This window comes from Kitasatospora sp. NPDC059327, from assembly GCF_042752535.1.
In the GTDB taxonomy this organism is placed as follows: Bacteria; Actinomycetota; Actinomycetes; order Streptomycetales; family Streptomycetaceae; genus Kitasatospora.
The window spans coordinates 1-24,241 of the sequence record NZ_JBHYYB010000124.1 but is presented as its reverse complement, the minus strand read 5'-3'; the positions used below and the strand labels follow the sequence as shown (position 1 = coordinate 24,241).

The following is a 24,241-nucleotide window of genomic DNA, read 5'->3' as shown; positions in this document are numbered from 1 at the left end:
CGACCGGGCCGGCAGTCCCGCGCCGGGTCCGGCCGCGGGGCCGGCGCCGGGTCCGCGGCCGGCGCCGGGAGGCCCCCGGCGGCGGGCCGGCGCAGCGCGGCCGCCAGGCTGCCCGGCGGCGGCGCCGCCGAGGGCTGCTCGGCCCGGAGCCGGTCCAGCGAGACCCGGGACCACTCGACGTCCGCCAGGTGCCGCACCAGCAGCTCCACGCGCTCGCGGTAGAGGGCGGCCGGGTCGAGGTCCGAGAAGGCCGGCGGCAGGACTTCGCGCAGCGGCTCGAACCGCTCCGCCGCCCCGGCCAGCAGGCTGCGCAGCACCCGCTCCCAGGTGACTCCGCGCAGCCCGATCGACAGGTGCAGGGAGGGCTCGTCCGTGGTGTCGCCGACGTGCACGAAGCCGCGCGGAAGGTAGAGGCACTCGCCCTCCTTGAGGACGACGTCGAGCACCGGCTCGCCGACCTCCGCCGGGTCCACCGCGCGGGCGCGGCTCGGCAGCCGGCACACGGGGGCACTCACCCGCCAGCGCTTGGAGCCGTGCAGCTGCCGCAGGAAGATCCCCACCAGGTCGAAGTGCGGGGCCGCGCCGCGGGCCCGGGGCGGCGTCAGGAAGGCGGTGCAGTCGGCCTCGTAGCCGGTCTCGCGGGCCACCTCGGCCGCGAAGCGCGCCACCTCCGGGCTGTGGTTCTGGAGTTCCTCCAGGGTCAGCGTCGCGCCGTCGGCCACCAGGTCGGCGATCCTGGTGCCGTCGGCGAACTTCTCGCGGCTCCTCGGGTTGCTCCCCCGGTTGCGCAGGACGCGCTCGGCCGGGATCAGTTCGCCGTCGCGGAACAGCCGCACCGCGGTCGTCGGCAGGCTGCTGTGGATCAGTCGCTCGGCGGTCTCCAGGGAGAACACGTCACCGAAGTCGCCCAGGCCGGTACTGACGAAGGGCTCCCGCTCCCAAGCGGTTTCGAGCGTCGGGAGGTCGTCCACGAGCCGGAGCAGACTGTCCACGAAGGCCTCACAGGATGATCGGGTGCCGGGCGGGAGGACGACGACCGGCCTGCGTGGTCGCGGCCGCGCAGGCCGGTCCGGCCTCGTCCCGCCGGGGGCGTCCGGTCCGGCGGCGAGTCGGCCGATGACGAAGCGTCGGGCTACACGCTGGCGGGGCCGTCGGCGGCGCTGGCGTTGAACTGGATCCCGCAGCCCGCCAGGTCCTCGTCCTCGTCGCCCACGCTGTGGGCCTGCACCTCTTCGTCCACGCTGGCGTTGAACTGGATCCCGCAGCCCGCCAGGTCCTCGTCGTCGCCGCCCACGCTGTGGGCCTGCACCTCGTCGGACATTCGGATCTCCTCTCGCTCGCGCTCGGACGTCGGCCGACGTCACGCTGCGACGCTAGGAGCCACCGGTTGAACTCCGGTATGTGCGCGGCTTCCTGGCAGCTTGTCCCGCCCCTTCCGGCTCCCCGGCACCGCTGTTCACCAATCGGTCACCACGTCCTTGCCAGACATCCCCTTCTCGGCGAAGCTACCGTCGGAGTACAGACGAAGGCGACCGGCCCCGATCGGGCCGGCCCGAGCTGTGCCCATGGCGTGGCGCACTCTGGGGGAGGGGCCATATGACCGGCGACACCGGCGCGACAAGACCGCTGCGTTTCACGATGCTCGGACCACTGCGGGTACGGTCCGGCGACACCCTGCTCGAACTCGGCCCGTACAAACAGCGATTACTCCTGGCCGCGCTGCTCAGCCGGGCGAACACCGTGCTGTCGGTCGACCAGCTCATCGACGCGCTCTGGGACGGCGACCAGCCCCGGACGGCGCGCAAGAACCTGCAGGTGTACGTCTCCGCCCTGCGCAAGGTCCTGCGCGACCGGATCAGCCACGTGCCGTACGGCTACACCCTGACGGTCACGCCCGAGGAGTCGGACCTGCTGCGGTTCGACGGGCTCGCGACGGCCGGGCGCCAGGCGCAGCGGGAGGGCAATCCGGCCGGCGCGTCGGCGCTGTTCGGGGAGGCGGTGCGGCTCTGGCAGGACCAGCCGCTGGTCGACCTGCTCGGCAGCCCGTTCGCCGCCCGCGAGTCCGAGCGGCTCGCCGACCGGTTCCTGGCCGTGTACGAGGACTGGGCCGAGCTGGAGGTCGAGTCCGGCCGGGCGCTCGGACTGATCGACCGGCTGGCCGACCTGGCCGCCCGGCACCCCTTCCGCGAGCGGCTCATCGTGCTGCACATGACCGCGCTCGACCAGGTCGGCGGCCGGCGCCAGGCACTCGCCTGCTTCGAGAACCACCGGCAGTTCATCGCCCGCGAGCTCGGTCTCGACCCCAGCCCCGTCCTGCGGCAGACCTACCGGGCGATCCTGGCCGGCGAGCGGTCGGCCCGGCCGGGCCGCGATCGCCGGCACGAGCACGCCAGGCCCTCCCAACTCCCCCGTGATCTGGCGGACTTCGTCGGGCGCCGGGAGGAGGTCGAGGCGGCCGTCGCGGTCCTCACCGACGGGGTCCGATGTACCGATGTCGCGGCGGTCTCCGGCCCGCCGGGGGTCGGCACCACGGCGCTGGCCGTCCACGTCGGCCACCGGCTCGCCGACCGCTTCGCGGACGGTCAGGTCTTCGTCCCGCTGGGACACCCCGACGGAACCCCGCGCGACTGGCACGAGGTGCTGACCGAGCTGCTGCGGAGCACCGGCCTCGACGTCACCCCGCCCCGGGAGGAGACCGCGGCGCTGGCGCTGTGGCGGTCCTGGATCGCCGACCGGCAGGTCCTCCTCGTGCTCGACGGCGCGACCTGCGAGTCCCAGGTGCGCCGGCTGCTGCCGGGCCGCGGGCCGAGCCGCACCCTGGTCACCTCGGCGCACCGGCTCAGCGGTCTGGAGTGCGTCCACCGCGTCGAACTCGACGAGTTCACCCCCGGCGAGGCCCGCGAACTGCTGGCCCGGGTGCTCGGCGAGCAGCGGCTCGTCGACGCGGACCGCACGCTGTGCCGGCTTCGAGAAGTGTACGGACTCTCCCCCTTGGTCGTCCGCGCGCTGGCCGCCAAGCTCACCGCGCTGCGCCACCTCTCACTGCCCGAGTACGCCGAGCGGCTGGGCCGACTGCCCGCCTGCCCCCACGAACTGTCCGTGGGGGGATCCTCCGTGCAGGACGGCTACCGCAGGTTCCACCGGGGGCTCGCCCCGCAGCAGCAGGCCGCGCTCGGCGCACTCGGCACCCTGCCGGGGCCGGCCTTCGACCAGGCGGTCCTGCTGGCGGCGCTGGACGGGCTGGCGGAGCCGGCGGAGCGGATCGTGGAGGAGCTCATCGAGGCCCATCTGGTCACCGTGGCCGAGGGCGACGAGGTGCGGGCCCACGCCGTCCACTACCGCATGCCGAGGCTGGCCCACCGGTTCGCCGCCGCCCTGCACCGCAGCCCGCTGCCGGGCGGCTGCTGACGCGCCGGGGGGCGGGCGGCGGTCGGGGGCCGACGTGCCGACCGACGCGCGCGACGGCCGGGGCGCGCCGCCCGGGTGCGCGCCGGCCCCGCGGAACCGGCCCTCCCCCGCTCAGCGCGCCATCGCGCTGAGCACCTCGTGCAGGGATTCCACCAGCCGCAGCCCGCTGGCCCGCTGCTCGGGCGCCAGCTCGCCGAGGACCCGGACGATGCCGGCCAGCCGCTCGAACTCCGCGCCGCCGAGGGCCAGCGCGCTGCGGGCCGCCCGGTTGCGGACCAGGCCGTGCAGGGCGAGCCCGGCCTGACCGGCGAAGGCCACCAGCAGGTCCAGGTCGGCCAGGCTGGAGCGGGACCGCGGGTGCGGGTCGAGCACCTGGATGACACCCAGGATCTCGTCCCGGTGGACGACCGGGGCCGCCATGATCGCGTCCGGCACGTAGCGGGTCCGCTCCGCCAGGTCCTGCGCGAAGATCGCGCTGCCCCGCAGGTCGTCCACCGTCATCGGTTCACCGGTGTCGGCCACCCAGCCCGCGATCCCCCGGTGCGCCGGGAACCGGGTGCCGACGAGGAACTCCTCGCCCTCCCCGGAGACGGCCTCGAACACCAGCTGGTCCTGCTCCCGGTCGAAGAGGAAGATCGAGCTCGCGGCGGCGCCGAAGATCTCCCGCGCCACCCGCACGATGGAGTTCAGCAACTCCCGGTCGTCCGGGCCGGGATCGGCCAGGGCGCCCGAGATCGCCGCGATCATCGCCGTGGAGTCCGCCGGCTGGTCCATGGATCTCACACTCCCCGCACGTTGGCTGCCGTCAGGTAGAGGATCGTCTTCAGCTCGAAGGTCGTCAGACGAGGGTGCTTGCCGAGGATGAGCGCGCTCAGTCCGGTGACGTGGGGCGCCGCGAAGCTGTTGCCGGTGTTGCGGGTCGTGCCGCCGTTCGGTCCGGCCACCCGCACCGCCTGCCCCCGGGCGAAGAACTCCACCGGCGGATCCGGGTTGTAGAGCACGAGGTCCGAGTCGTCCTCGGCGTGGCTGCCGACCGAGACCACCGAGGAGAACCGCCAGGGGAAGCTCTCGATCCGGGAGTTGTGCGCCGAGGCGACGATCACCGAGCGGTTGAAGTAGGCGTCGTCGACCATCTCCCGCAGCACCTGGCTGAACTGCGGGCGCGAGGTCGACAGGCTCAGGTTGATCACGTCGAACCGCTGCTCGATGGCCCAGCTCAGCCCGGTGAGCAGGGCGGCGCCCGTGCCGCCGCCGTTCTCGCCGAGGATCCGTACGCTGTGCAGCTCGCACCCGGGGGCCACCCGCCGGACGATGCTGGCGCAGGCCGTGCCGTGACCGCAGGTGTCCGCCGGTGCGACCTCCTCCACCGTCAGGCCGCCGTCCCGGCCGACGACGGCGTGCGAGCCGGCCAGCTCGCCCACCATCGGGTGGCCCGCCTCGACGCCGCTGTCGACGACGCAGACCCGGACTCCGGCACCGTCGGAACCGCCGTAGGCCCACTCGGGGGTGACGGGCGCCGTCTCGGAGCCGGCGACACGGATGTCGGCGGGGCGGCGGTCGAGCAGGTTCCAGGTCAGCGCGGCGGGCCGGGCCCCGGTCGCGGCGGCGGTCCGGGTGACGGGTGGCGTGGACCGGGTGACGGGTGGCGTGGTGGTCATCGCCCGCCCCGCTCCCCCGCTGGGCCGGCCGTCGGCCCCGGCTCCTCCGTCGGACCCAGCTCCTCCGTCAGCAGCCGGCACCGGGCCGCTCCGACGAGGTGCCCCTTGGCGTCGAAGCGGCGCCGCGCGGCCCGCAGCGCCGCCCGGGCCTGGACCGGCCGCCCGAGCAGGGCGCCGGTGTGGGCCAGGTCGAGGCAGGCCGTCGCCTGGTCGGCCGGGGAGTCGGTGCGGTGGGTCAGCAGGACGGCCCGGCGGGCCAGCGCGAGGGCCTGCCCGGGATCGCCGTCGAGCGCCCGGATCCTGGCCTGGACGCCGTAGCGGTTGGCCCGCACCACCGGATGGCCGTCGGCGACGGTCAGGTCCTCCACCAGATCGGCGGCCTGCCGCCACTGCCCCACCGCCAGATGGGCCCGGGCCAGTTCGAGCGCGGTGGTGCGGACCAGTCCGCCGGCGCTCAGCGCCCGGGCCGCCTCCAGCGCCTCGCGCAGGGCCGCCTGGGCCTGCTCCGGCCGGTCCGCCAGCGCGGCGAGCGTCCCGTCGAGCAGCGGCCCGAAGACCGCGCCCTCGCCGTAGGCGAGCGCCGCCATCGCGCGCCGCACGCCGGCCAGGCAGGCGGCCGCCCGGTCGGTGCGGCCCTGGAGGGCGTGCAGCACGGTGAGCGGGAACCCCAACGTGACCTGCACCGCCAGCCGGTCGGCACCGTGCGTGGCCAGGAGCTCCTCGCACCGGGCGGCGGCGGACGGCGCCGGCTCCGGGCCGTGCCAGAGCGAGAGCCCCGTCGCGCCCAGGGTGTTGGCGAGCTCCCGGTCGGCCGCCGCGGCCAGCGAGTGGGTCAGGGCGTGGCCGAGTGCCTCGACCGCCTCGCCGTGCCGCCCCCGGCGCTGGCAGGACCCGGCGAGCACCAGGCGACTGCGGGCCAGCCCGAGTTCGTCGCCGCAGGCGCGGAAGACCGTCAGGCCGTCGACGGCCGCCCGTTCCAGTGCGGCGTCGTCGTGCTCGCACGCGGCGAGGTGCAGCCGGGCGTGGGCGGCCGTCCCGGCCGCCCCGTGCCGGTCGGCCTCGGCGACGGCGCGGACCAGCACGTCCCGCGCCTCGCCGGAGCGGCCGAGCGCCAGCAGCACCTCGCCCAGCCGCTGCAGCACCTCGGGCCGTCCCTGGTCGGCCGGGTCGGCGAGGTCGGCGGCCCGCTGCAGGAGGGCCAGCGCCCAGGGCAGGTCCACCCGGCCGACCGCGCCGGCCCCGGCCCGGGCCAGGTGGCGCAGGGCCCGCCGGCGCAGCAACGGGTCGTGCTCGGTGCGGCGGCCGACCGCGCTGCGGTACCGGTAGGCCTGCTCCAGGTGGGTGCCGACCAGCGCGTCCGGGCGCCCGGCCCGCAGCAGGTACTCGGCGTAGCGCTCGTGGAGTTCGCCGCGCCGGGTCTTGGTCAGTCCCTCGTAGGCGACCCGCTGGGTCACCCCGTTGACGAAGCAGTAGGCGGCGGCGGCGCCGAACGGGCGGCGCAGCGGCTTCACCAGGCCGCGCCGGGTCAGGGTGCGGAGCACCGTCGTTCCGGCGGCCGCCGGGCCGGGACCGCCGGCCAGGGCTTCGAGGTCCTCGGCGTCGAACTCGCGCCCCACCACCGAGGCGTGGCGCAGCATGGTGCGGTCGGTCTCGTCCAGCCGGTCGATCCGGGCGGCGAGCAGCGCGTGCAGGTTGGGCGGCAGTCCCTCGGCGCCGCCCGCCTCCTCGACCGTCGCGGCGAGCTGTTCGAGGTAGAGCGGGTTGCCGTCGGCCTGGGCGACGATCTGCTCGGTGGCCGCCGCCGCGCTGTGCAGGGCGAGGTCGACCAGGTGGGCCGCGAGGACGGCGGAGTCGGCGGCGGACAGACCGGTGACGGTGACCGTGGTCGAGTTCGCCCGGCCGGTGCCCCAGCCGGGGCAGGAGTCCATCAGTTCGGGCCGGGCCAGGCAGAGCACCAGGATGGGGAGCCGTCGCAGGTCCTCCAGCAGCCGGTCGAGCAGGGCGAGGAACGGCTGGTCCGCCCAGTGGAGGTCGTCGACGACGAGCAGCATCGGGTGCTCGCCGGTGCGGACGGTCAGCACATGGGCGACCGCCGCGCAGGTGTCGTCCTCGGACGGGGCCGGCGTGCCGTCCAGCAGCAGCCCGGTGCGGAGCAGCGCCAGCGCCGCGGCGGTGGCCGACCCGTCGAGCGCGTGCCGCCCGGCCTCCTCGGCCAGCGGGGCGACGCACTCGGCCAGCGCGTGCAGCGAGCCGCCGGTACCGGCGGCCCGGCAGCGGCCCGCGCCGACCGCCTCGACGGCCGGGGCGGCGCGCCGCAGCCATTCGTCCACCAGGCGGGTCTTCCCGATGCCCGCCTCGCCCAGCAGGGTCAGGACGTGGACGTCCCCCTCCTCGGCCACCCGGCGCCAGGCCAGGTCGAGTTCGCTCAGGTAGCGCTCGCGGCCGACGAACGGCACGTCGGAGCGGGGCGCGCGCTCGGGCTCCGAGAGGCCGAGCAGACGGCCGGCCTCGATCGGCCCGGCCACCCCCTTCAACCGGACCGGGCCCACCTCGGCGACGGTCAGCCCGGATCCGCAGGCCCGCCAGGTCTGCGCGCTGAGCAGGATCTCGCCGGGGCCGGCCGCCTGCTCCAGCCGGGCGGCGACATTGACCACCTCGCCGGAGACCAGCGCCTGCCGCCTGGCCGGATCGGCGGTGGTGACCACCTCACCGGTGTGCACGCCGATCCGGACCCCGAGCCGCACCCGGTGGTCGCGCTCCAGCTGGGTGTTGAGCTCGTCGAGCGCGGCCAGCATGTCCACGGCCGTCTCCAACGCCCGGCGCGCGTCGTCCTCCTGGGTGGCGGTCAGCCCGAAGACGGCCATCACGGCGTCGCCGATGAACTTCTCCACGATCCCGCCGTGGGCGTCGATCCGGCGTTCCATCAGCGCGTAGTAGCGCAGCAGGATCGAGCGGAGCACCTCGACATCGAGCCGGCCGGACAGTTCGGTCGACCCGACGAGGTCGCAGAACAGCACGGTGACGACCCGGCGCTCCTCGGCCGCCGGGGTCGGGGCCGTGACCGGGGTGCCGCACCGGGCGCAGAACCGCGCCTCAGCGGGGAGTTCCGTGGCGCAGGACGGGCAGCTCATCGGTGGGGCCCTCCGGTCAGTACGCCGTCATGTCGCCGATGCACCACGGGGTTTCGCCGTCGTCCCCGTCGGCGGAGTGCAGGACGACCTCCGGTTCGTCGTCGTCGCCCGGTCGGTCCGGCGCGGCGCCCGGGCAAGCCCCGCCCGAGGACGTGGCGGGCAGGTCGGCCGGCAGTTCGGCGGGGGTCGGCTCGGGCACGTCGATCAGCCCTCTCCCATGACGTCGGTCGGGCACTCTGGTCGTCTCCGGGAGCTTAGGAGCGGCCAGTTGGGGTTCGGTTTACGTCCGGTATGCCCGGCCGGGAGCCCCCGCCGGGACCGGCTCCGCCCCGGCGGGGCCGGAAGCCACCCGGGCCGCAAGCCACCCGGGCCGGACCGGAACACCCCGGGCGCGGCCGGAAGCTGCCCGTCAACCTGTCGCATACCGGCGGCAAACCACCGCTGCCTAGCCTCGCGCTGTCAGGGCCCGCCGACGGCGGCCGCGCCCGCCGACCCAGGGAGAGCGATGATCGGCACCCGGCTGGACGAGGTGGACGCGCCGCGCCTGCTCAGGAGCGACCGCGGCTGGTGGTTCATCGGCAACCGGACGTGGACGCTGCTCAAACCGGAACACGTCGGGGCCGACGGCCGGCTGCGCCCGGACATCGACGAGTTCCTGCGCGACGCGGGCGCGTACCGGGAGCGCACCGCGAAGTCCTTCGCGCTGACGGTGCTGACCAGTACGGCCTGCAACCTCGGCTGCGGCTACTGCTTCCAGAACACCGGCCAGGACCCGAAGGGCGGCCACCGCCCGCCGCGGATCAACCTGCGCCGGCTGAACACCCGGACCATCGACCGGATCGTCGACTTCACCGCCGAGCGGATGGCGCGGGCCGGCCTGGAGCGGCTCTACCTGCTGCTCTTCGGCGGCGAGCCGCTGCTGAACCCGCGCGGCTGCCTGGAGCTGCTGGAGCGCTGCGCGCCGCTGGGGCTCGGCACCGCCGCGATGACCACCAACGGCGTGCTGCTGACCGGCCGGCGGGCCGTCCAGCTCAGCGCCGCCGGGCTGCGCGCCGTGCAGATCACCTTCGACGGCAGCCGGGAGGACCATGACGCGACCCGGGTCACCCACGCCGGCGGGGGCACCTTCGACGCCATCGTCGCCAACGTGGCGGCGGCCACCGAGGCCACCCGGCTGTCCTGGAACTTCCGGGTGAACGTCTCGCACCACAACGTGGACCGGATCGGCGAGCTCTTCGGCCAGCTCGACGGCAAGGTGGACCCGGCCCGGTGCACGTTCACCTACGCCTGGGTCGGCGACTCCGGGATCGGCTACCGCAACGACCTCGCCCGGGCCCGGCAGGTGGAGGACCACTTCGTCGCCTGGGCCGTCGAGGGACTCGAACGCGGCTACCGCTTCGCCAAGCCGAGCATGCGCACGACCTGCCAGATCTGCTCGGCGCCCGGCGGGCGCGAGGGCGCCGTGGTCAACGCCGACGGCACGCTCTTCAGCAGCTGGCAGTCGGCCGGCAAGCCCGGCTTCGAGGTCGGGCACGTGGACCACGGCTACCTGGACACCGGCACGGTGCCCGACCGCTGGGTGACCTGCGGCTACGAGTACGAGCAGGCCGACACCGAGGTCATGACGCGCTTCCAGGACAACGTCGACGCGCGGATCCTCGACCACCTGCACGCCACCGGCCGACTGTAGCCGGGAGGGAGGGACAGTGCTGGCAGGCGTACTGCGCACCAACCGCGACTTCCGGCGGTCCTTTCTCGCCGACCTCACCTCGAACCTCGGCTCGGCGATGTCGACCATCGCCTACCCGTTGCTGGTGCTGAGCCTGGGCGGCAACGCGGCGCAGGCCGGGGCGGTCGCCACCGTCGCGCTGGTGACCAGGCTCGGCTTCCGTCTCCCGGCGGGCACCCTGGTCGACCGGTGGAACCGCCGCCGGGTGATGCTGACGACCGACCTGGTGCGGCTGGCGGCGGTGGCCACCATCCCGCTGGCCGCCCTCTGGGGGTCGCCCTCCTACGTCCACCTGCTGCTGGTGGCGGCGGTGGAGGGGATCGCCACCGCGCTGTTCGGGCCCGCCAACACGGTGCTCACCCGGGACGTCGTCGCCAAGGAGGACCTGGCCGACGCGCTGGGCATGGGCCAGGCCCTGCAGGCCGCGGTCAGCCTGGCCGGGCCGGCGCTCGGCGGTGTCCTGTTCGCGGCCGACCGGATGCTGCCGTTCGTGGTCGACGCGCTCTCCTACGCCGTGTCGGCCGTGCTCATCCGGCGGATCACGGTACGCCCCTCGGTGGCGGAGCCCCCCGCCGAGGACCGCGGGCTGACGGCGGGCGTGCGCTGGCTGGTGCGGCAGCGCGCGCTGTTCGTCATCCTGCTGTACGCGGCCGTGATCAATCTGGTCGCGGCCGCCATCGATGTGGTCGTCATCCTGGAACTGCGGGCGGACGGGGCGTCCGGCTGGGTGATCGGGCCGGTGCTGTCCTGCGCGGGCGTCGGCGGGATCGTCGGCTCCCTGCTCGCCCCGTGGCTGGTCAAACGACTGAGCGTGCCGACCATCCTGCTCGGCATCGGCGTGGGCTGGACGGCGGTGCTCGCGGTGTTCACGCTGACCTTCCGACCCGGCGTGGTCGCCGCGCTGCTGACCCTGCTGATGACGCTCTCCCCGGCGGCCGGCGTGGTGGTCGGCCAGGCGCTGTTCGGGCAGACGCCCCGGCATCTGATCGGCCGGGTGAGCGCCGCCACCGGTCTGCTGCTCAGCGGCCTCGCGGCGCTGGGCCCGGTCGCGGCCGGCTCACTGCTGCAGGGGCTCGGCGGCGCCGGTACCTGGGCGGTGCTCGCGGTCCTGACGGCGGCGGTGACGGCGGGGGGATGGATCCCGCTGCGGGTCACCCGCCGGCTCGGCACCGGCGCCGGGCCGGAGCCGGATCCGGCGCCTGCCCCGGAGCCGGCGGCGGAGCTCCGCAAGGCCCCGGAACCGGCCGTGGTCGCGCACGCCGCCCCGCCCGGCCCCGCCCCGTCCGGCCCCGTACCCGGCCCCGCCACCGACACCCCCTCCTCCGCCACCGCCGCCGAACCCGGGAGAAGCACGGATGACTGACGCCCTCCTGCCGCCCGACCCCTACCGCTGGCTGGAGGACGCCGAGGATCCGGCCGTCCTGGAGTGGACCCGGAAGCAGGACGCCCGCTACCACGCCGCCGCCGACGGCTGGCGGGCCCGCGCGAGCGCCGGGGCGCGGCTCACCGAGCTGTCCGAACGGCTCGGCGCCCGCTCCGCCCCCCGCCCGGCCGGCGCGCGGCTGTTCCTGACCCGCTCGCGCCCCGGGGCCGAACACCCCGAGCTCGTCGTGGTCGAACCGTCCGGCGCCGTCCGGGTCCTGGTCGATCCGGCCCTGGTCGACCCGACCGGCGGCACCACCCTGGAGGAGTGGGAGCCGTCCTGGGACGGCCGCCTGCTCTCCTACCAGCTCGCGGCCGGCGGCACCGAGAACGCCGCCCTCCTCGTCCTCGACGTCGACACCGGGCGGCCCCTGGACGGTCCGATCGACCGGGTCCGCCGCAGTACCGTCGCGTGGCTGCCCGACGGCAGCGGCTTCTACTACGTCCGCCGGCTGCACCCCGCCCTCCACCCGGGCGAGGGCCAGTACCACCGCCGGGTCCGGCTGCACCTGCTCGGCACCGACCCCGAGCAGGACCCGGTGGTCTTCGGCACCGGCCGGGCGAAGACCCAGCACTACACCGTCCGGATCAGCGCGGACGGCCGCTGGCTGGTCGTCGGCGCCGCCGCCGGCGCCGTCCCCCGCCGGGACCTCTGGATCGCCGACCTGACCGGGGACCGACCGGACCGGCCCCGGCTGCGGCCCCTCCAGGAAGGTCTCGACGCACGGTCGCAGCCGCACATCCGGCCCGGCACCGGCCCCGACGGCCGCTGCTACCTGACCACCGATCTGCACGCGCCCCGGGGACGCGTCGTGGTCACCACCCCGGGTGCCCCCACCCCCGACAGCTGGACCGAACTGATCCCGGAGGACCCGCGGGCCGTCCTGGAGGACTTCGCGATCCTCGACGGCCCCGACCCGGCCCGGCCGGTCGCCCTGGTGGTCCGCACCCGGCACGCGGTCGGTGAGATCACCCTGCACGACCTGGCCGACGGCCGGCCGCTCGGCACCGTGCCCGTCCCCCCGCTGGGCACGGTCGGCAAGGTCCGGGTCGCCGCCACCGACGCCCACCGGGCGTGGTTCGTCCACACCGACTTCGTCACTCCCCCGACCGTGCTGTGCTACGACGCGCGGACCGGCACGGTCGAGCCCTGGCCCGTCCCCGGCGCCGCGTCCCCCGGGCCGGGTGACGCCCCGGACGACGACGTCGAGACCCGCCTGGTCACCTTCACCTCCCGGGACGGCACCACCGTCCGGATGTTCCTGCTCGCCCGGCGCGGCGCCCCGGACCGCCCCCGCCCGGCGATCCTCACCGGCTACGGCGGCTTCGGCCAGTCGCTGACCCCCGGCTACGCGCCGGAGGCCCTGGCCTGGGTCCGGGCCGGCGGGGTCTACGCCGTCGCCAACCTGCGCGGCGGCGGGGAGGAGGGCGAGGAGTGGCACCGCGCCGGGATGCTCGACCGCAAGCAGAACACCTTCGACGACTTCCACGCCGCCGCCGACCACCTCGTCACGGACGGCTGGACCACCCCCGGGCAGCTCGGCATCTGGGGCGCCTCCAACGGCGGCCTGCTGGTGGGCGCAGCCCTGACCCAGCGGCCCGCCGGCTTCGCGGCCGTGGTCTGCGTGGCGCCCCTGCTCGACATGGCGCGCTACGAACTCTCGGGGCTCGGGCCGAGCTGGACCGGTGAGTACGGCACCGCCGCCGATCCGGCGCAACTCGCCCGGCTGCTCTCCTACTCCCCGTACCACCACGTCCACGCGGACACCGACTACCCCGCCGTCCTGTTCGCCGTGTTCGACGGCGACAGCCGGGTGGACCCGTCGCACGCCCGCAAGATGACGGCGGCCCTCCAGACCGCGTCCACCAGCGGGCAGCCGGTCCTGTTCCGGTTGGAGCGCGGCGCGGGCCACGGCGCGCGGGCCGCCTCGCGCCGCACCGCGCTCTTCGCCGACCTGCTCGCCTTCTTCGCCGACCGGCTCGGCCTGGACGGCGGCTTCTGAGCCGCCCGCCGGGCCCGGCGCCGCCCCCGCGCCGCCGCGAGCGCGAGGGGCCGGCCCCGACGGGGTCGTCGGGGCCGGCCGTGGTCGGGGCGGAGGCGGAACGGATCGGGCCCGGGGCGGTCGGAGTACGGCCGGGACGGGGCCGTCAGCAGCCGAAGTCGATCAGGCGGAAGGTCGCGTAGTGGTCGCCGGTGTAGTAGTCCTCCCGGTACGCCTGACCGGTGACGATCCGGCGGGCGCCGCGGGTGGGAGAGCCCGGAGTGACGACGGTGTACTCGTGGTAGTAGCCGGTGGACCGGCTCGGCAGGACGCGCTCGCGGTTCTGGAAGACGACGCCGTCCTGGGAGTACGGGAACGGGCCGTCGCTCGCGATGAGGTCGAGGGTGTCGTCGGCCTCGGGCGGAAGCACCGAGAGGCAGACCGAGCCGCTCACCGCGGCCCGGGCCTCGGTGGCGGTCACGACGGGGGCGAGGGTCAGCAGGGCGACCGCGGTGACGGCGGCGGCGCGCGTCTTCCACGCGCGTAGAGTGCGGGTCATGACAACAGTGTGACCAGGCCCGGACCGGCTCCGGAAGGCCTGATCCAACTCTTCACCTGCGGGTAAGTCCCCCGACGGACGGGCGACTTGAACCGTCCTCGGACGACGCGCGGCAGAACGGGCGGGGAGCGGCGTGGAGCGGCCCGACCGGGCCCGGACCGGCGCGACCCGCCGGTCAGCCCCGGGCCGCGTCCGCGCCGCCCGCCGCCTGCTCCCCGAGCAGCCCGGCCAGCGCCCCGGCGGACGGCGGCAGCCGGCGACCCCGGGCCACGGCGATCCCGACGTGCCGGGCGGGGCGGGGCGATGTCACCGGCACCACCCGGGTACCGGGCAGCGCCGGGTCGAGCGCGACGAACGGCACCAGCGAGACACCCACGCCGGCCGCGACCAGGGAGCGGGCGAAGAAGTAGTCGGTCGTGGACCCCGCGACCCGCAGCTCGAAGCCCGCCACGGCCGCGTACCGGCGCAGGAAGGCCTCGGTCTTCAGACAGCCCAGCACCCAGCGCTCGTCGGCGAGTTCCGCGAGGTCCAGGGCCTCGCGGCCGGCCAACCGGTGGCCGTCGGGCAGCACCACGGAGAGCGGATCGTCCATCAGCGGGGTCCAGTCGAGGCCGGAACGGTCCCCGGGGAGCACGGGCAGCGGACCGTCGAAGTGGTAGGCGAGCGCGAGGTCGGCCGTCCCCTCCCGCACCATCGGCAGGCTGTCCTCCGGCTCCCTTTCCAGGATGCGCAGTTCGACCTCCGGGTGTTCGGCGGCGAACCGGGTCAGGGCCACCGGGAGGAGGTGCCGCCCGCCACTGGTGAAGGTGGCGAGGGTGAGCCGGGGCCGGGTCGCGCCCAGCCGGCCGATCTGCTCCTCGGCGTGGCGCAGCTCCGCCGAGACCGCGGTGGCCGCCTCCACCAGCAGGCGCCCGGCCTCGGTGAGCCGCACGCCGCGGGTGGAGCGTTCCACCACCACCGTGCCCAGGCCCCGCTCCAGTGCGGCGACCTGCTGGGACACCGCGGACGGCGTGAGCCGCAGGGCGGCGGCCGCCCGGTTGAAGCTCCCGTGCTCGGCGACCGCCCGCAGCACGCCGAGCCTCCGGACGTCGATCATCGCGCTCCCTCGGTCAACAGTTCCGCTGATGACTGGTTCAGCAGGTCGGTAGTTCCGCTGGTGACGATACGGCAGCAGAGTGAGGGCATGCGAAACGTCTGCGTCATCGGCGGAAGCCGTTACTTCGGTCTGCACCTGGTCACCCGGCTCCGGGACTCCGGGGTGCGCGTCACCCTGGTCAACCGCGGCTCCACGGCGCCGCCGCCCGGCGTCGACCACGTCCGCGCCGACCGGTCCGACGAGGCCGGGCTCGCGGCCGCGCTCGGCGGGCGGGCCTTCGACGCGGTGATCGACGAGGTGCTCTACACCCCCGTCCAGGCGGCCGTAGCCCGCCGGGTGTTCGCGGACCGCACCGACCGGTACGTGATGACCTCGACGATGGAGGTCTACGACCCCGCCACCTCACCCCGGGTGCGCACGACCCCCGGTGTCCCCGTCCCCGAGGAGGCCGTCGACCCGTCCGACCGGGCGCCCCGGCCGGAGCTGCCCTGGCACGATCCGGCGGCGCTCGCGCTGCGCGCCGACGAGGCGACCCGCTACGCCGAGGGCAAGCGGCAGGCCGAGGCGGTGCTCGCCGCGGACCCGCCGTTCTCCTGGGCGAGCGTCCGCAGCGCCCACGTCCTGGGCGGCGGGGCGAAGGACTTCACCGGCCGGCTGGCGCACTACACGGAGCTGATCGCGGCCGGGCGACCGGTCGCGGTGCACGAGGCGCCGCAGCCCACCTCCTTCGTCCACCACGAGGAGATCGCCGACACGCTGGTGCGCAGCGCGGCCTCGCGCGCCGTCGGCCCGCTGAACGCCTGCTCCCCGGACTCCCTCGACGCGGTCGCGCTCTGCGAACTGATCGCCGACCGGCTGGGCACCACCGCCCGCTACCGGGTGGCCGCCGGAGCGGACGCCTCACCGTTCTCCTTCGACCGCTGGTACCCGATGGACAACCGCCGTGCCGTCGCCGCCGGCCTGCGGTTCTCCCGGACGGCCGACTGGCTGCCCGGCGCCGTGGCCGAGGCCGCCACCCTGCCCGTGCGGGAGGCCTGACATGCGGCAGCGTCTCATCGGCGGCACGGCCGTCGGCGCGATCGGCCTGGGCGCGATGCCGCTCTCGGTGGAGGGCCGCCCGGACACGACGGCCGCCCTGGCCACCCTGCACGCCGCGCTCGACGCCGGGGTCACCCTGATCGACACCGCCGACTCCTACCACTGGCACGCCGGTGAAGTCGGCCACAACGAACGGCTGGTGGCCCGCGCCCTGGCGGCCCGGCCGGCCGCGGACCGCGCGGCCGCGCTGGTCGCCACCAAGGGCGGGCGCGGCCGGCCCGGTGACGGCTCGTGGACGGTCGACGGCCGCCCAGAGCGGTTGCGGCAGGCCTGCGAGGACTCGCTGCGCCGGCTGGGCGTCGAGGCGATCGGCCTCTACCAGGCGCACAAGCCCGACCCCGGGGTGCCGTGGGCCGAGTCGCTGGGCGCCCTGCGGGAGTTGCTGGACGCCGGGAAGATCCGGGCCGCCGGCGTCTCCAACGTCGACGAGGGCCAGATCCTGACGGCCCGGGACATCCTGGGCGACGGCCTGGTCTCGGTGCAGAACCGGTTCTCCCCGGCCGTCCGCACGGCCGAGCCGGAGCTGCGGCTCAGCGAGCGGCTGGGGCTGGCCTTCCTGCCGTGGAGTCCGCTGGGCGGGCTGTCGCGCAGTGTGCTGGACGGACCCGCGGACGTCCCCGTCGGGTCCGGCGCGTTCCACCGGATCGCGGCCGAGCGCGGGGTCTCGCCGCAGCGGGTCGGCCTGGCCTGGCTGCTCGCCCTGTCCCCCGCCGTGATCCCGATCCCGGGCGCCCGCCGGGCCGCCAGCGTCCGGGACTCCGCCGCGGCCGCCGACCTCGTCCTCGAAGCGGAGGAACTCGCGGCGCTCGCCCACCCGTTGTGACCACCCGAGCGGCCCGGGCGGGCCCGCGGTGCCCGGCGCCACGCCCGGGCCCCGGGACGACGCCGCGGCCCCGCGCCCGAGGAGCGGAACCGCGGCGGTCGGGCCGGGGCCGCGGAGTTCAGGACGTGCCGTCGACCGGCGCCGCGTCCGGCCGGACGGCGCAGACGGCGCCGACGCCGCCCGGGCCGAACAGGGAACCGCCGACCAGCATGCCCAGCACGCTCCGGCAGGCCGCGGCCTCCTGAGGGGTCTTCGGCCCCTCGGCGGCGGCCGGCTGCGCCGCCAACAGCGGCGCGGACAGCAGCAGGACGGCGGCGGCCGCGCGGAGGACGGACGTCACCGAAGCCGACTTGGACGGCGATGTGGACAGCGGCTCGGAGCTGAGGGAGAACATGGGTCGGCCTTTCGGGTCGGCGATGGACGAGCCATCCCTATCCGACCGGCCGGGCGTGGCGCCGGACTCTCCGCCGTCCGTGGGCGTGTCAGCCACCGCCGGAAGCGGCCACCGGCACCCACCGACCCGTCACCCCTGTCCCGGGGAAGCCCCACGGGGCTCAGCCGCCGCCCGCCCGCTGACGCTCGATCAGGTCGGCCACGGCGGCCGGGCGGCTCAGGTAGGGCGAGTGGCTGGTGTCCCACAGCTCCGCGCGAGAGCAACGCCCGGCGAAACGGTCCGGAAGGGGAGTCACGACGGTTCGGTCCTGCCGCCCGCGGAGGTAGGTCGAAGGGGTGTCCCGCCAACTCACCCGAGCGGGTGTGGCGTCGAAGATCGACAGAGGCTCCGGACGCAGCAACCGCACCGCACGCGTGGCCGCCGGTTCGTCGACGTCGCCGAAGAGCTTCGCCCGGGCATCGTCCGGGTCCAGGCGGAGGCGCCCGTCCGCGTCCGGCAGCGCGAGCAACCCCTCGCCGGGCTCGCCAGGGGTCTCCGCGAGCACGGCGGCCGGGGATTCACCGACATCGAGGATCCAGCCGTTGAGGAAGACCAACGCGGCAGCACCACGCACCGTCCCAGCGGTGACCCCACCGAACGAATGTCCCACCACCACCGGCGGCTCCGACGAGCCCGAGACGATGGCCTCGACCTTCTCGGTGCTCTCGGCGAGCGACAGCTCGTAGAGGTCGGGCACCTCCACGGACAGGTCGCGGGCGCGCAGCAGATCGGCGAGTTCGGCGTAGTGAGCGGGCTGGTGCCAGGCTCCGTGAAGGATGATCACGTCAGTCACGGGCGCAGACTACCGCTCATCACCCTTGCGGCACCACGCACTTGGCGGCCGGCTCCGGCGATCGCCGCCCACCGAGGCGGCCGCACGAGGACGGACGGCCCCCACCGAACGCCCGGGAGGCGAGCGCGTCGGCCGGGCCCGTGGGCCCGACCACCAGGGACGGTGTCAGTTGCCCGACACAGGGGCCGTGCGCGAGGTGTGACAACCGGAGGGGAGTCCACCCTGGCCCGCGAGCAGGTGCCGGACAGTGGCGCCGGTGTGGAGGGAGGCGGGGTGGATGTCTCCCTCGCCGGTGTCGAGGCCGTCACCGCAGGCCGCCACGATGCCCTGGCCGCCGCCGTCGGGGGCTTCGCTCCGGACCTTGGCGAGGGTGTCCTGGAGAACGGTGGCCTTCTCCGGGACACCCTCCGCGCCGCGGGCCTGCTGGATCGGCACCACTGTGGAGATGTGAGCAAGGGGAGGACACGGTGAATCCGATCCGCGGACCGCGGACGCTCGGCACCACGATGGCGCTGGCCGTGACCCCGACCGCCGTACCGGCCGCACTGGTGGTGGGCGGGCGCGCCGCCGGCGCACGCCCTCGACAACGGCCTGGCACCGTCACCGGCCGGTGGACCGACTGGACCCGGATCCCGGGCGACGCCGCCGACCCCGCCGACCCCGCCGACCCCGCCGATCCGACGGCGGCCGCCTTCGCCTGACGCGGTGACCGCCCGGGAGGGGCCGGCGCGCCCCTCCCGGGCGGTGGCCCGGGAGTCACCCTTCGCCGAAGGACGCCCCCGGTGAGGCCAGGACCTTCGCCGCGCACCGGTGGCCGCGCTCGGCGGCCTCGCCCGGGCCGGCGCCGGCGAGGTGGGCGGCGAGGAAGCCGGCGGCGAACGCGTCACCGGCGCCGGTGAGGTCGCGCACCTCGCCGACCGGTGGGACGGGCACCGCGAAGGGTGCCAGCCCGGGCACGTCCACCGTGGTCGCCGCCGCCCCGGCCTTGGTGACGACCGTGGTGGCCGCCAGCCGGGCGCGCTCCGGCCCGGGACGGCCGTCCACCAGCAGTCCGAGGAACGCGGCCTCCTCCCGGTTCGCGAACAGCAGCGTGGGCGCCAACTCGGCGGCCAGCGCGAGGAAGCGCTCACGGCCGAACCCGGTGAGCATGCCCGTCGAGGAGGCGTCCAGCGAGGTGCCGCCGCCCGCTCGGCGCACCCGCCGCAGGGCGTCGACCGCCGTGCTGCCGACCGGCTCCCCGTCGAAGGAGTAGGCGGGCACGTGCAGATGGGCCAGCCCGGCGAGCCACTCGTCCGGCACCGTGTCCAGCAGCGTCGCCGCGCCCCGGTCGGGGAGCATCGTCCGCTCACCGGCGTCGTCGACGAGGACCACGATGCTGCCCGTCTGCCCCTTCCTCATGACCCGCACGTCGACGCCGTGGCGGGCCAGTTCGGCGACCGCGCCGTCCCCCGCCGGGTCGTCGCCGACACAGCCGATGAACCGCGCGGGCCACTGGCCGGCCGCGAAGCTCGCGACGTTCGCCGCGCTGCCGCCGCGCCGCCGGAAGACCCGGGCCGTGGAGTCGGTACCGTGCCGCAGCGGCCCGTCGACCCAGACGACGACGTCCTCGACGAGGTCGCCGAGTACCCCGAGCACCGGCCTACGCCTCGTTCCGCAGCGCGGCCAGGGCGGTGGCGATCCGGCCGCCGAGCCGGACGTTGCCCCGGTAGACCGCGACGTTGACGTCCAGGCTGCGGCCCCCGGTGTCGCGCTGGATGAAGTCGAGGAGGAACGGCGTCGAGGCGTTGCCGGTGATACCCCGGCGTTCGGCCTCGGCCCAGGCCCTGGTCAGCAACGCGTCCAGCTCCTGGGGCGGCAGTTGCTCGGCCGGGTCCACCGGATTGGCGATCAGCACGGCCTGCGGCAGCTCCAGACCGTCCCGGGCCGCGATGACCCGCGCGGCCTCCTCGGGGGAGTCCACCCGGTAGGCGATCTCGTGCCCGGAGTCGGTGACGTAGAAGCCGGGGTACTTGCGCGTCCGGTAGCCGATGACCGGGATGTTGAGCGTCTCGAAGCGTTCCAGGGTGGCCCGGATGTCCAGGATCGACTTCACCCCCGCGCTGATCACGGTGACGGGCGTGGCGGCCAGCGTGGTCATGTCGGCCGACTCGTCGAAGCTCTCCGCCGCGCCGAAGTGCACGCCGCCGAGCCCCCCGGTGGAGAAGACCCGGATCCCCGCCCGGTGGGCGAGGAAGGCGGTCGCCGCGACGGTCGTCCCGCCGTGCCGGCCCAGCGCGGCGACCACCGGCAGATCGCGCAGGCTCGCCTTGTCCAGGTCGTCCGACTCGGACAACTCCTTGATCTGGTCCGCGCCGAGCCCCACCGTGGGCACTCCGGCGAAGACGCCGATCGTCGCCGGGACGACACCGGCGGCCCGCAGCCGCTCCTCCGCCTCCAGTGCCACCTCCAGGTTGCGGGGGCGCGGCAGCCCGTGCGTGAAGATGGTCGACTCCAGCGCGACGACGGGGGTCCCGTCGGCGACGGCCCGGGCGACGTCGTCGGAGATGCGGATGGGCAGTCCGGTCATGGGAAGCACGAGCTCTCTGTCGGATGCCACCGCGGTGTGGCAACGTGCCGGTCAGCCTAGGGATCGTTCGCATCGGGAGCCAGAATGAGTAACGGGCCTTCCCATAGGCTCCCGACTATGGGATTCACCTTGCGTCAACTCGAAGTCTTCCTGGCGGTGGCCGACGGTCTGCACTTCGGCCGGGCCGCCGAGCGCCTGCACATCTCGCAGCCGACGGTCAGCCAGGAGGTCGCCCGGCTGGAACGGGCGGTCGGTGTCGAGCTGTTCGACCGCAGCCGCCGGGCGGTCGCCCTCACCGCGGCGGGCGAGGTGAGGGCCGCCGAGAGCGCCCGGCTCCTCGCCGGGGCCGACGCCCTGCTCGCCCGGGTACGGCTGCACGAGGAGTCGCGGATCCGAACGGCCCGGATCGTCGCCTCCCCCAGCGTCATGAACCGCCTGCTGCCCGCCGTGGTCAGCCGCGCCGAGCGCGAACTGCCCGCGCTGGAGACGGCCGAGGTCTCCGTCGACACCGGCCGCGTCTCGTCGACGCTGGCCGCCGAACTCGCCGACATCGGCCTCGGCCGCTTCCTGGACGACGTGCCCGGCTACCGGCGGGAGACGATCGCCGACGAGCCCGTCCGAGTGGCGCTCAGCCGGGACCACCCGCTCGCCGGGCGCGGCGCCGTCCGTCTGGACGAGCTGCGCGACCTCCCGCTCCTGCTCTGGCCCCGGGAGCAGCACCCGCGCTACTACGACCACGTCCTGGGCCTCTGCGCGGAGCGCGGCGTCGAGCCACCGGTACTGGTCAGCCCGCCTCGCATCGTCGGCTCACGGCTCTATCTGCTGTCCCAGAACCGCGCGTTCTCGCTCGTCCCCCGCTCGATAGCCGGGCACCTCACCGAGGAGGTGGTGACCGTGCGGCTCGCCGAGCGGGCCACCCTGCCGCTGGAGATGCAGTGGCGGACCGAGGACGACCGGCCCCGGCTCGCCGCGCTGCGCGAGCTGATCCGCCAGGAGGCGGCGGGCACGCTCCGGGACACCTGAGCGCGCCCGCCCGCACGGGCCGTCAGAACCGCAGGGCCCAGCCGTTGATCGTCCCGGTCCAGTAGCCGAACAGGTCGGTGACCCGCAGCCGCCAGACGCCGTTGGCGGTACTCGCCGAGGCGTCGGCACCGAAGATCCCGGTGATCGCCGGGGCGCCGTCCCAGATCTTCTCCTCGCGCAGCAGCGACACCGCGCCGTTCGGCGCCACCAGCTCGACCCGCAGGTCGCCGCGCCACGCGTACGCGATGTCGACCCGGACCTCCAGGTCCTTCGGTGCCTTGCCGGGCACCCCGGAGACGGTGATCGGGGACTCGTGGACGCCCACGGTGTCGATCGCCACCGGGGTGGAGGTGGCGAACTGGGTCCGCGGCCGGTTCGGCACGGACCCGGTGTAGAGAAGCCGGTCGGGTGAGCCGGGCCCCGCGTCGGTCACCGAACCGGTGGTGGCCGTACCGGTCAGCACCGCGGCCACCTGGGCGGGCGTGGCGGTCGGGTGGTCCGCCAGGTAGAGCGCGGCGGCGCCCGCCACGTGCGGGGCCGCCATCGACGTGCCCGACATGTCGAGGCCGATCCCGCCGTAGTCGTTCCAGTTCTGGGTGGAGGTGATGTCCACCCCCGGCGCGAAGAGGTCCACCAGCGGGCCGTAGTTGGAGAACCAGGCCCGCTGGTCGTCCAGGTCGGTGGCGCCGACGGTGATCGCGGTGGGCACCCGCCCGGGCGAGTGGGCGTCCGCGTCGACTCCGTCGTTCCCGGCCGCCACCGCGTAGGTGAGGCCGGTGGCGATCGAGCGGGCCACGGCCGCGTCCAGTACCGGATCCGGATCGCCGCCGAGGCTCAGGTTGACCACGGCGGGCTTCACGGCGTTCCGCGTCACCCAGTCCAGGCCCGCCACGACCTGCTCGGTGGTGCCGTAGCCGTCGTCGTCCAGGACCCGCACCGAGACGATCTTCGCGTTCTTCGCGACCCCGAACGTACTGCTGGCCACCGTCCCGGCCACGTGCGTGCCGTGCCCGTAGCCGTCCGGCGCCTCGTTGTCCCCGTCGATGGCGTCGTACCCGTAGGACGCCCGCCCGTCGAACTCCTCCTGGGTGATCCGCACCCCGGTGTCGACGATGTAGGCCGTGACCCCGCGCCCGCCCGAGTCCGGGGAAGCGTACCGGTGGTCGTACGGCAGCCGGCGCTGGTCGATCCGGTCCAGCCCCCACGACTCCGGGTCGGGCTGGACGGCGTCCACCCGCAGCCGGCGGTTCTGCGAGACCAGCGCGACCGACGGGTCCGCGGCCAGCCGCCGCGCCTGACGCTCGGTGAACTCCGCGGCGAAGCCGTTCAGCGCCGCGTCGTACGTCCGCCGGACGGTGCCGCCGTAGGCGCGGGCGAGCGCTGTCGCACCGCTCGCGATCGAGCTCCCGGCGGCCGGCGCCTTCAACACGACGAGGTAGCTGCCGGGAACGGCACTCCCCGGCCGGGCCTCCTGCACCACCCCCTCCGGCGCGGCCGCCGACGCGGGCAGCACCCCGCCGGCCCCGAGCGACAGAGCCGTGACGGCACCGAGCACGGCACCGACACGACGAAGACCTTGCCTCGGGCTCATGGGCCCACCCCCTCCGACACTCCCGGAGAGGAAAGCCTGAGGTGTCGTCAAATCAATGACAAGACAAGCGTCTTGGTGGTTTCGACCGATCCGGGAAGCCACCGGGTCGGGGGTCGGGACGACCAGGCCGGTCGCCGCGGCCGGACCGCTCCGACTCGCCCGGCGCGCTGCGCCCTTGACCTCAAGTCCGCCTCACCCCCTACGGTCGGCGCGGTACCCCGCACTACCGAACGGCGCGCAGCGGTCATGGTCCTCACCCCCGAGGAACGCGCCTGTCGCTCCGGTCAGGCACTCGGCCGGCCGGCCACCAGCGGCCCGCAGGGAGCGTCCCAGGTCCGACCGGTGGGCTTCCGGCTCGACGAGGACGGCACGATCGACATCGGCGGGCCCCGGATGGCGGCCGGCCAGAAGTACCGCGACGCGGCCCGCGACCCCCGGGTCTGCTTCCTCGTCGACGACCTGACGCCGGCCGACGCCCCGGACGCGCCCGCGCCGCCGGCCCGCGCCACCGCTTGCGCCACCGCGTGCGCCACGGCGGAGGCGTCCGGAGGGGGCGCGCGTGCCGGGGTGCGCCACCGAAAAGAGTGCGGCGGCCAGAACCGGCCGGGCGGCCAAAATGTTGCACCTGCGTGAACCGGCTCCACAGACTCTGGCACCACGCCACCCACCGCACCGACCTGACCTGTACCACGGTCCTACGCGGCGGCCGCACCCTGGCGGCCGCCGTCGAACGGCTCGACAACCGCGCCGTCGCCGCGCTGCGAAGGCGGGTCCGCCCGTTCACCACCCGGCTGGCCGCCCTGCTGCGGCGGGCGGCCGCCGCCAACTGCGGTGACGCGCTGAGCCGTCACCTCCCCTGCCGGTCCCGCGATCGCGCCCAGGAGCGGTGGGGCGAGGACGAGTTCGGGGGCCGGGACGCCGGCTGACCC

At 75.3% G+C, this 24,241-nt stretch carries 24 protein-coding genes; 10 read left to right on the top strand and 14 right to left on the bottom strand.

Annotated elements, in window-relative coordinates:
* Both ACFXHB_RS39640 and ACFXHB_RS39635 read right to left on the bottom strand, forming a co-directional pair.
* On the bottom strand, positions 1–992 hold a 992-nt coding region (locus ACFXHB_RS39640; protein ID WP_380581145.1), incomplete at its 3' end, for a cupin domain-containing protein.
* A gap of 140 nt (positions 993–1,132) precedes the next feature.
* On the bottom strand, positions 1,133–1,321 hold the full coding sequence (locus ACFXHB_RS39635) for a hypothetical protein (protein WP_380581143.1): 189 nt from the start codon (positions 1,319–1,321) through the stop codon (positions 1,133–1,135).
* A 275-nt stretch (positions 1,322–1,596) separates the two neighbouring features.
* On the opposite strand from ACFXHB_RS39635, the gene ACFXHB_RS39630 reads away from it, so the two are divergent.
* Complete coding sequence (locus ACFXHB_RS39630; protein ID WP_380581141.1) at positions 1,597–3,408, top strand: BTAD domain-containing putative transcriptional regulator; 1,812 nt, start codon at positions 1,597–1,599, stop codon at positions 3,406–3,408.
* Positions 3,409–3,519: 111 nt separating this feature from the next.
* Here ACFXHB_RS39630 and ACFXHB_RS39625 read toward each other — a convergent pair whose 3' ends face one another.
* From ACFXHB_RS39625 to ACFXHB_RS39610, 4 genes are read right to left on the bottom strand one after another with little or no spacing between them, the layout of a single operon-like run.
* Complete coding sequence (locus ACFXHB_RS39625; protein ID WP_380581139.1) at positions 3,520–4,182, bottom strand: GAF domain-containing protein; 663 nt, start codon at positions 4,180–4,182, stop codon at positions 3,520–3,522.
* Positions 4,183–4,187: 5 nt separating this feature from the next.
* Positions 4,188–5,066 carry a S8 family serine peptidase gene (locus ACFXHB_RS39620; RefSeq protein WP_380581137.1) on the bottom strand — a complete coding sequence of 293 codons (879 nt, stop codon included), beginning with the start codon at positions 5,064–5,066 and terminating at the stop codon, positions 4,188–4,190.
* The gene (locus ACFXHB_RS39615; RefSeq protein WP_380581135.1) at positions 5,063–8,197 is read right to left on the bottom strand and encodes an adenylate/guanylate cyclase domain-containing protein; all 3,135 of its coding nucleotides are present in this window, start codon (positions 8,195–8,197) and stop codon (positions 5,063–5,065) included. The genes ACFXHB_RS39620 and ACFXHB_RS39615 overlap by 4 nt, the downstream gene beginning before the upstream one ends.
* Positions 8,198–8,213: 16 nt before the next feature.
* Complete coding sequence (locus ACFXHB_RS39610) at positions 8,214–8,396, bottom strand: hypothetical protein (protein WP_380581133.1); 183 nt, start codon at positions 8,394–8,396, stop codon at positions 8,214–8,216.
* Between the two features lie 306 nt (positions 8,397–8,702).
* Between ACFXHB_RS39610 and ACFXHB_RS39605 the strand changes: the two genes are divergently transcribed.
* The 3 genes from ACFXHB_RS39605 to ACFXHB_RS39595 are packed head-to-tail and all read left to right on the top strand — an operon-like array spanning position 8,703 to position 13,351.
* Positions 8,703–9,887, top strand: coding sequence for a radical SAM protein (locus ACFXHB_RS39605; protein ID WP_380581131.1), 1,185 nt, complete (start codon positions 8,703–8,705; stop codon positions 9,885–9,887).
* A 16-nt stretch (positions 9,888–9,903) separates the two neighbouring features.
* Positions 9,904–11,289 (top strand): MFS transporter, encoded by a 1,386-nt coding sequence (locus ACFXHB_RS39600; RefSeq protein WP_380581129.1) that lies wholly within the window; start codon positions 9,904–9,906, stop codon positions 11,287–11,289.
* Positions 11,282–13,351, top strand: coding sequence for a prolyl oligopeptidase family protein (locus tag ACFXHB_RS39595; protein ID WP_380581127.1), 2,070 nt, complete (start codon positions 11,282–11,284; stop codon positions 13,349–13,351). Before ACFXHB_RS39600 ends, ACFXHB_RS39595 begins: the two co-directional genes overlap by 8 nt.
* A 145-nt stretch (positions 13,352–13,496) precedes the next feature.
* On the opposite strand, the gene ACFXHB_RS39590 is transcribed toward ACFXHB_RS39595, so the two are convergent.
* On the bottom strand, positions 13,497–13,889 hold the full coding sequence (locus ACFXHB_RS39590) for a ribonuclease (protein WP_380581125.1): 393 nt from the start codon (positions 13,887–13,889) through the stop codon (positions 13,497–13,499).
* Between the two features lie 175 nt (positions 13,890–14,064).
* The gene (locus tag ACFXHB_RS39585) at positions 14,065–14,985 is read right to left on the bottom strand and encodes a LysR family transcriptional regulator (protein ID WP_380581123.1); all 921 of its coding nucleotides are present in this window, start codon (positions 14,983–14,985) and stop codon (positions 14,065–14,067) included.
* Positions 14,986–15,072: 87 nt separating this feature from the next.
* Here ACFXHB_RS39585 and ACFXHB_RS39580 point away from each other — a divergent pair, with 87 nt between their 5' ends.
* Together ACFXHB_RS39580 and ACFXHB_RS39575 are read left to right on the top strand one after the other, a co-directional pair.
* On the top strand, positions 15,073–16,023 hold the full coding sequence (locus tag ACFXHB_RS39580; RefSeq protein ID WP_380581121.1) for an NAD-dependent epimerase/dehydratase family protein: 951 nt from the start codon (positions 15,073–15,075) through the stop codon (positions 16,021–16,023).
* A gap of 1 nt (position 16,024) precedes the next feature.
* The gene (locus ACFXHB_RS39575; protein WP_380581119.1) at positions 16,025–16,906 is read left to right on the top strand and encodes an aldo/keto reductase; all 882 of its coding nucleotides are present in this window, start codon (positions 16,025–16,027) and stop codon (positions 16,904–16,906) included.
* Positions 16,907–17,024: 118 nt separating this feature from the next.
* On the opposite strand, the gene ACFXHB_RS39570 is transcribed toward ACFXHB_RS39575, so the two are convergent.
* The 3 genes from ACFXHB_RS39570 to ACFXHB_RS39560 form a co-directional block, all read right to left on the bottom strand.
* Entirely contained in the window at positions 17,025–17,300 is a 276-nt protein-coding gene (locus ACFXHB_RS39570; RefSeq protein ID WP_380581117.1) for a hypothetical protein, read from the bottom strand.
* A gap of 160 nt (positions 17,301–17,460) precedes the next feature.
* Positions 17,461–18,132, bottom strand: a complete 672-nt coding sequence (locus ACFXHB_RS39565; protein WP_380581115.1) for an alpha/beta hydrolase — start codon at positions 18,130–18,132, stop codon at positions 17,461–17,463.
* A 165-nt stretch (positions 18,133–18,297) separates the two neighbouring features.
* On the bottom strand, positions 18,298–18,570 hold the full coding sequence (locus ACFXHB_RS39560; RefSeq protein WP_380581113.1) for a hypothetical protein: 273 nt from the start codon (positions 18,568–18,570) through the stop codon (positions 18,298–18,300).
* A 29-nt stretch (positions 18,571–18,599) separates the two neighbouring features.
* On the opposite strand from ACFXHB_RS39560, the gene ACFXHB_RS39555 reads away from it, so the two are divergent.
* Positions 18,600–18,833 carry a hypothetical protein gene (locus ACFXHB_RS39555; protein ID WP_380581111.1) on the top strand — a complete coding sequence of 78 codons (234 nt, stop codon included), beginning with the start codon at positions 18,600–18,602 and terminating at the stop codon, positions 18,831–18,833.
* A 55-nt stretch (positions 18,834–18,888) separates the two neighbouring features.
* Here the strand turns inward: ACFXHB_RS39555 and ACFXHB_RS39550 are convergent, their stop codons facing one another.
* Together ACFXHB_RS39550 and ACFXHB_RS39545 are read right to left on the bottom strand one after the other, a co-directional pair.
* Positions 18,889–19,767: a carbohydrate kinase family protein gene (locus ACFXHB_RS39550; RefSeq protein ID WP_380581109.1), complete on the bottom strand. Its 879-nt coding sequence runs from the start codon at positions 19,765–19,767 to the stop codon at positions 18,889–18,891.
* 4 nt (positions 19,768–19,771) lie between these two features.
* A complete protein-coding gene (locus ACFXHB_RS39545; protein WP_380581107.1) occupies positions 19,772–20,698 on the bottom strand; it encodes a pseudouridine-5'-phosphate glycosidase in 927 nt (308 codons plus the stop codon).
* Positions 20,699–20,815: 117 nt separating this feature from the next.
* Between ACFXHB_RS39545 and ACFXHB_RS39540 the strand changes: the two genes are divergently transcribed.
* A complete protein-coding gene (locus tag ACFXHB_RS39540; protein ID WP_380581105.1) occupies positions 20,816–21,721 on the top strand; it encodes a LysR substrate-binding domain-containing protein in 906 nt (301 codons plus the stop codon).
* A 22-nt stretch (positions 21,722–21,743) separates the two neighbouring features.
* Here the strand turns inward: ACFXHB_RS39540 and ACFXHB_RS39535 are convergent, their stop codons facing one another.
* Complete coding sequence (locus ACFXHB_RS39535; RefSeq protein ID WP_380581103.1) at positions 21,744–23,312, bottom strand: S8 family serine peptidase; 1,569 nt, start codon at positions 23,310–23,312, stop codon at positions 21,744–21,746.
* Positions 23,313–23,558: 246 nt separating this feature from the next.
* On the opposite strand from ACFXHB_RS39535, the gene ACFXHB_RS39530 reads away from it, so the two are divergent.
* Positions 23,559–23,945, top strand: a complete 387-nt coding sequence (locus tag ACFXHB_RS39530; protein WP_380581101.1) for a pyridoxamine 5'-phosphate oxidase family protein — start codon at positions 23,559–23,561, stop codon at positions 23,943–23,945.
* Positions 23,942–24,238 (top strand): hypothetical protein, encoded by a 297-nt coding sequence (locus ACFXHB_RS39525; protein ID WP_380581099.1) that lies wholly within the window; start codon positions 23,942–23,944, stop codon positions 24,236–24,238. Before ACFXHB_RS39530 ends, ACFXHB_RS39525 begins: the two co-directional genes overlap by 4 nt.
* The last annotated feature ends 3 nt before the right edge of the window (positions 24,239–24,241 follow it).

Bases quoted from the DNA above. Each gene is read 5' to 3' on its own strand.
- ACFXHB_RS39535 (WP_380581103.1), bottom strand. From the start codon at position 23,312: ATGAGCCCGAGGCAAGGTCTTCGTCGTGTCGGTGCCGTGCTCGGTGCC.
- ACFXHB_RS39545 (WP_380581107.1), bottom strand. From the start codon at position 20,698: ATGACCGGACTGCCCATCCGCATCTCCGACGACGTCGCCCGGGCCGTC.
- ACFXHB_RS39585 (WP_380581123.1), bottom strand. From the start codon at position 14,985: ATGATCGACGTCCGGAGGCTCGGCGTGCTGCGGGCGGTCGCCGAGCAC.
- ACFXHB_RS39580 (WP_380581121.1), top strand. From the start codon at position 15,073: ATGCGAAACGTCTGCGTCATCGGCGGAAGCCGTTACTTCGGTCTGCAC.
- ACFXHB_RS39530 (WP_380581101.1), top strand. From the start codon at position 23,559: ATGGTCCTCACCCCCGAGGAACGCGCCTGTCGCTCCGGTCAGGCACTC.
- ACFXHB_RS39635 (WP_380581143.1), bottom strand. From the start codon at position 1,321: ATGTCCGACGAGGTGCAGGCCCACAGCGTGGGCGGCGACGACGAGGAC.
- ACFXHB_RS39625 (WP_380581139.1), bottom strand. From the start codon at position 4,182: ATGGACCAGCCGGCGGACTCCACGGCGATGATCGCGGCGATCTCGGGC.
- ACFXHB_RS39615 (WP_380581135.1), bottom strand. From the start codon at position 8,197: ATGAGCTGCCCGTCCTGCGCCACGGAACTCCCCGCTGAGGCGCGGTTC.
- ACFXHB_RS39575 (WP_380581119.1), top strand. From the start codon at position 16,025: ATGCGGCAGCGTCTCATCGGCGGCACGGCCGTCGGCGCGATCGGCCTG.
- ACFXHB_RS39605 (WP_380581131.1), top strand. From the start codon at position 8,703: ATGATCGGCACCCGGCTGGACGAGGTGGACGCGCCGCGCCTGCTCAGG.
- ACFXHB_RS39540 (WP_380581105.1), top strand. From the start codon at position 20,816: ATGGGATTCACCTTGCGTCAACTCGAAGTCTTCCTGGCGGTGGCCGAC.
- ACFXHB_RS39620 (WP_380581137.1), bottom strand. From the start codon at position 5,066: ATGACCACCACGCCACCCGTCACCCGGTCCACGCCACCCGTCACCCGG.
- ACFXHB_RS39570 (WP_380581117.1), bottom strand. From the start codon at position 17,300: ATGTTCTCCCTCAGCTCCGAGCCGCTGTCCACATCGCCGTCCAAGTCG.
- ACFXHB_RS39590 (WP_380581125.1), bottom strand. From the start codon at position 13,889: ATGACCCGCACTCTACGCGCGTGGAAGACGCGCGCCGCCGCCGTCACC.
- ACFXHB_RS39630 (WP_380581141.1), top strand. From the start codon at position 1,597: ATGACCGGCGACACCGGCGCGACAAGACCGCTGCGTTTCACGATGCTC.
- ACFXHB_RS39595 (WP_380581127.1), top strand. From the start codon at position 11,282: ATGACTGACGCCCTCCTGCCGCCCGACCCCTACCGCTGGCTGGAGGAC.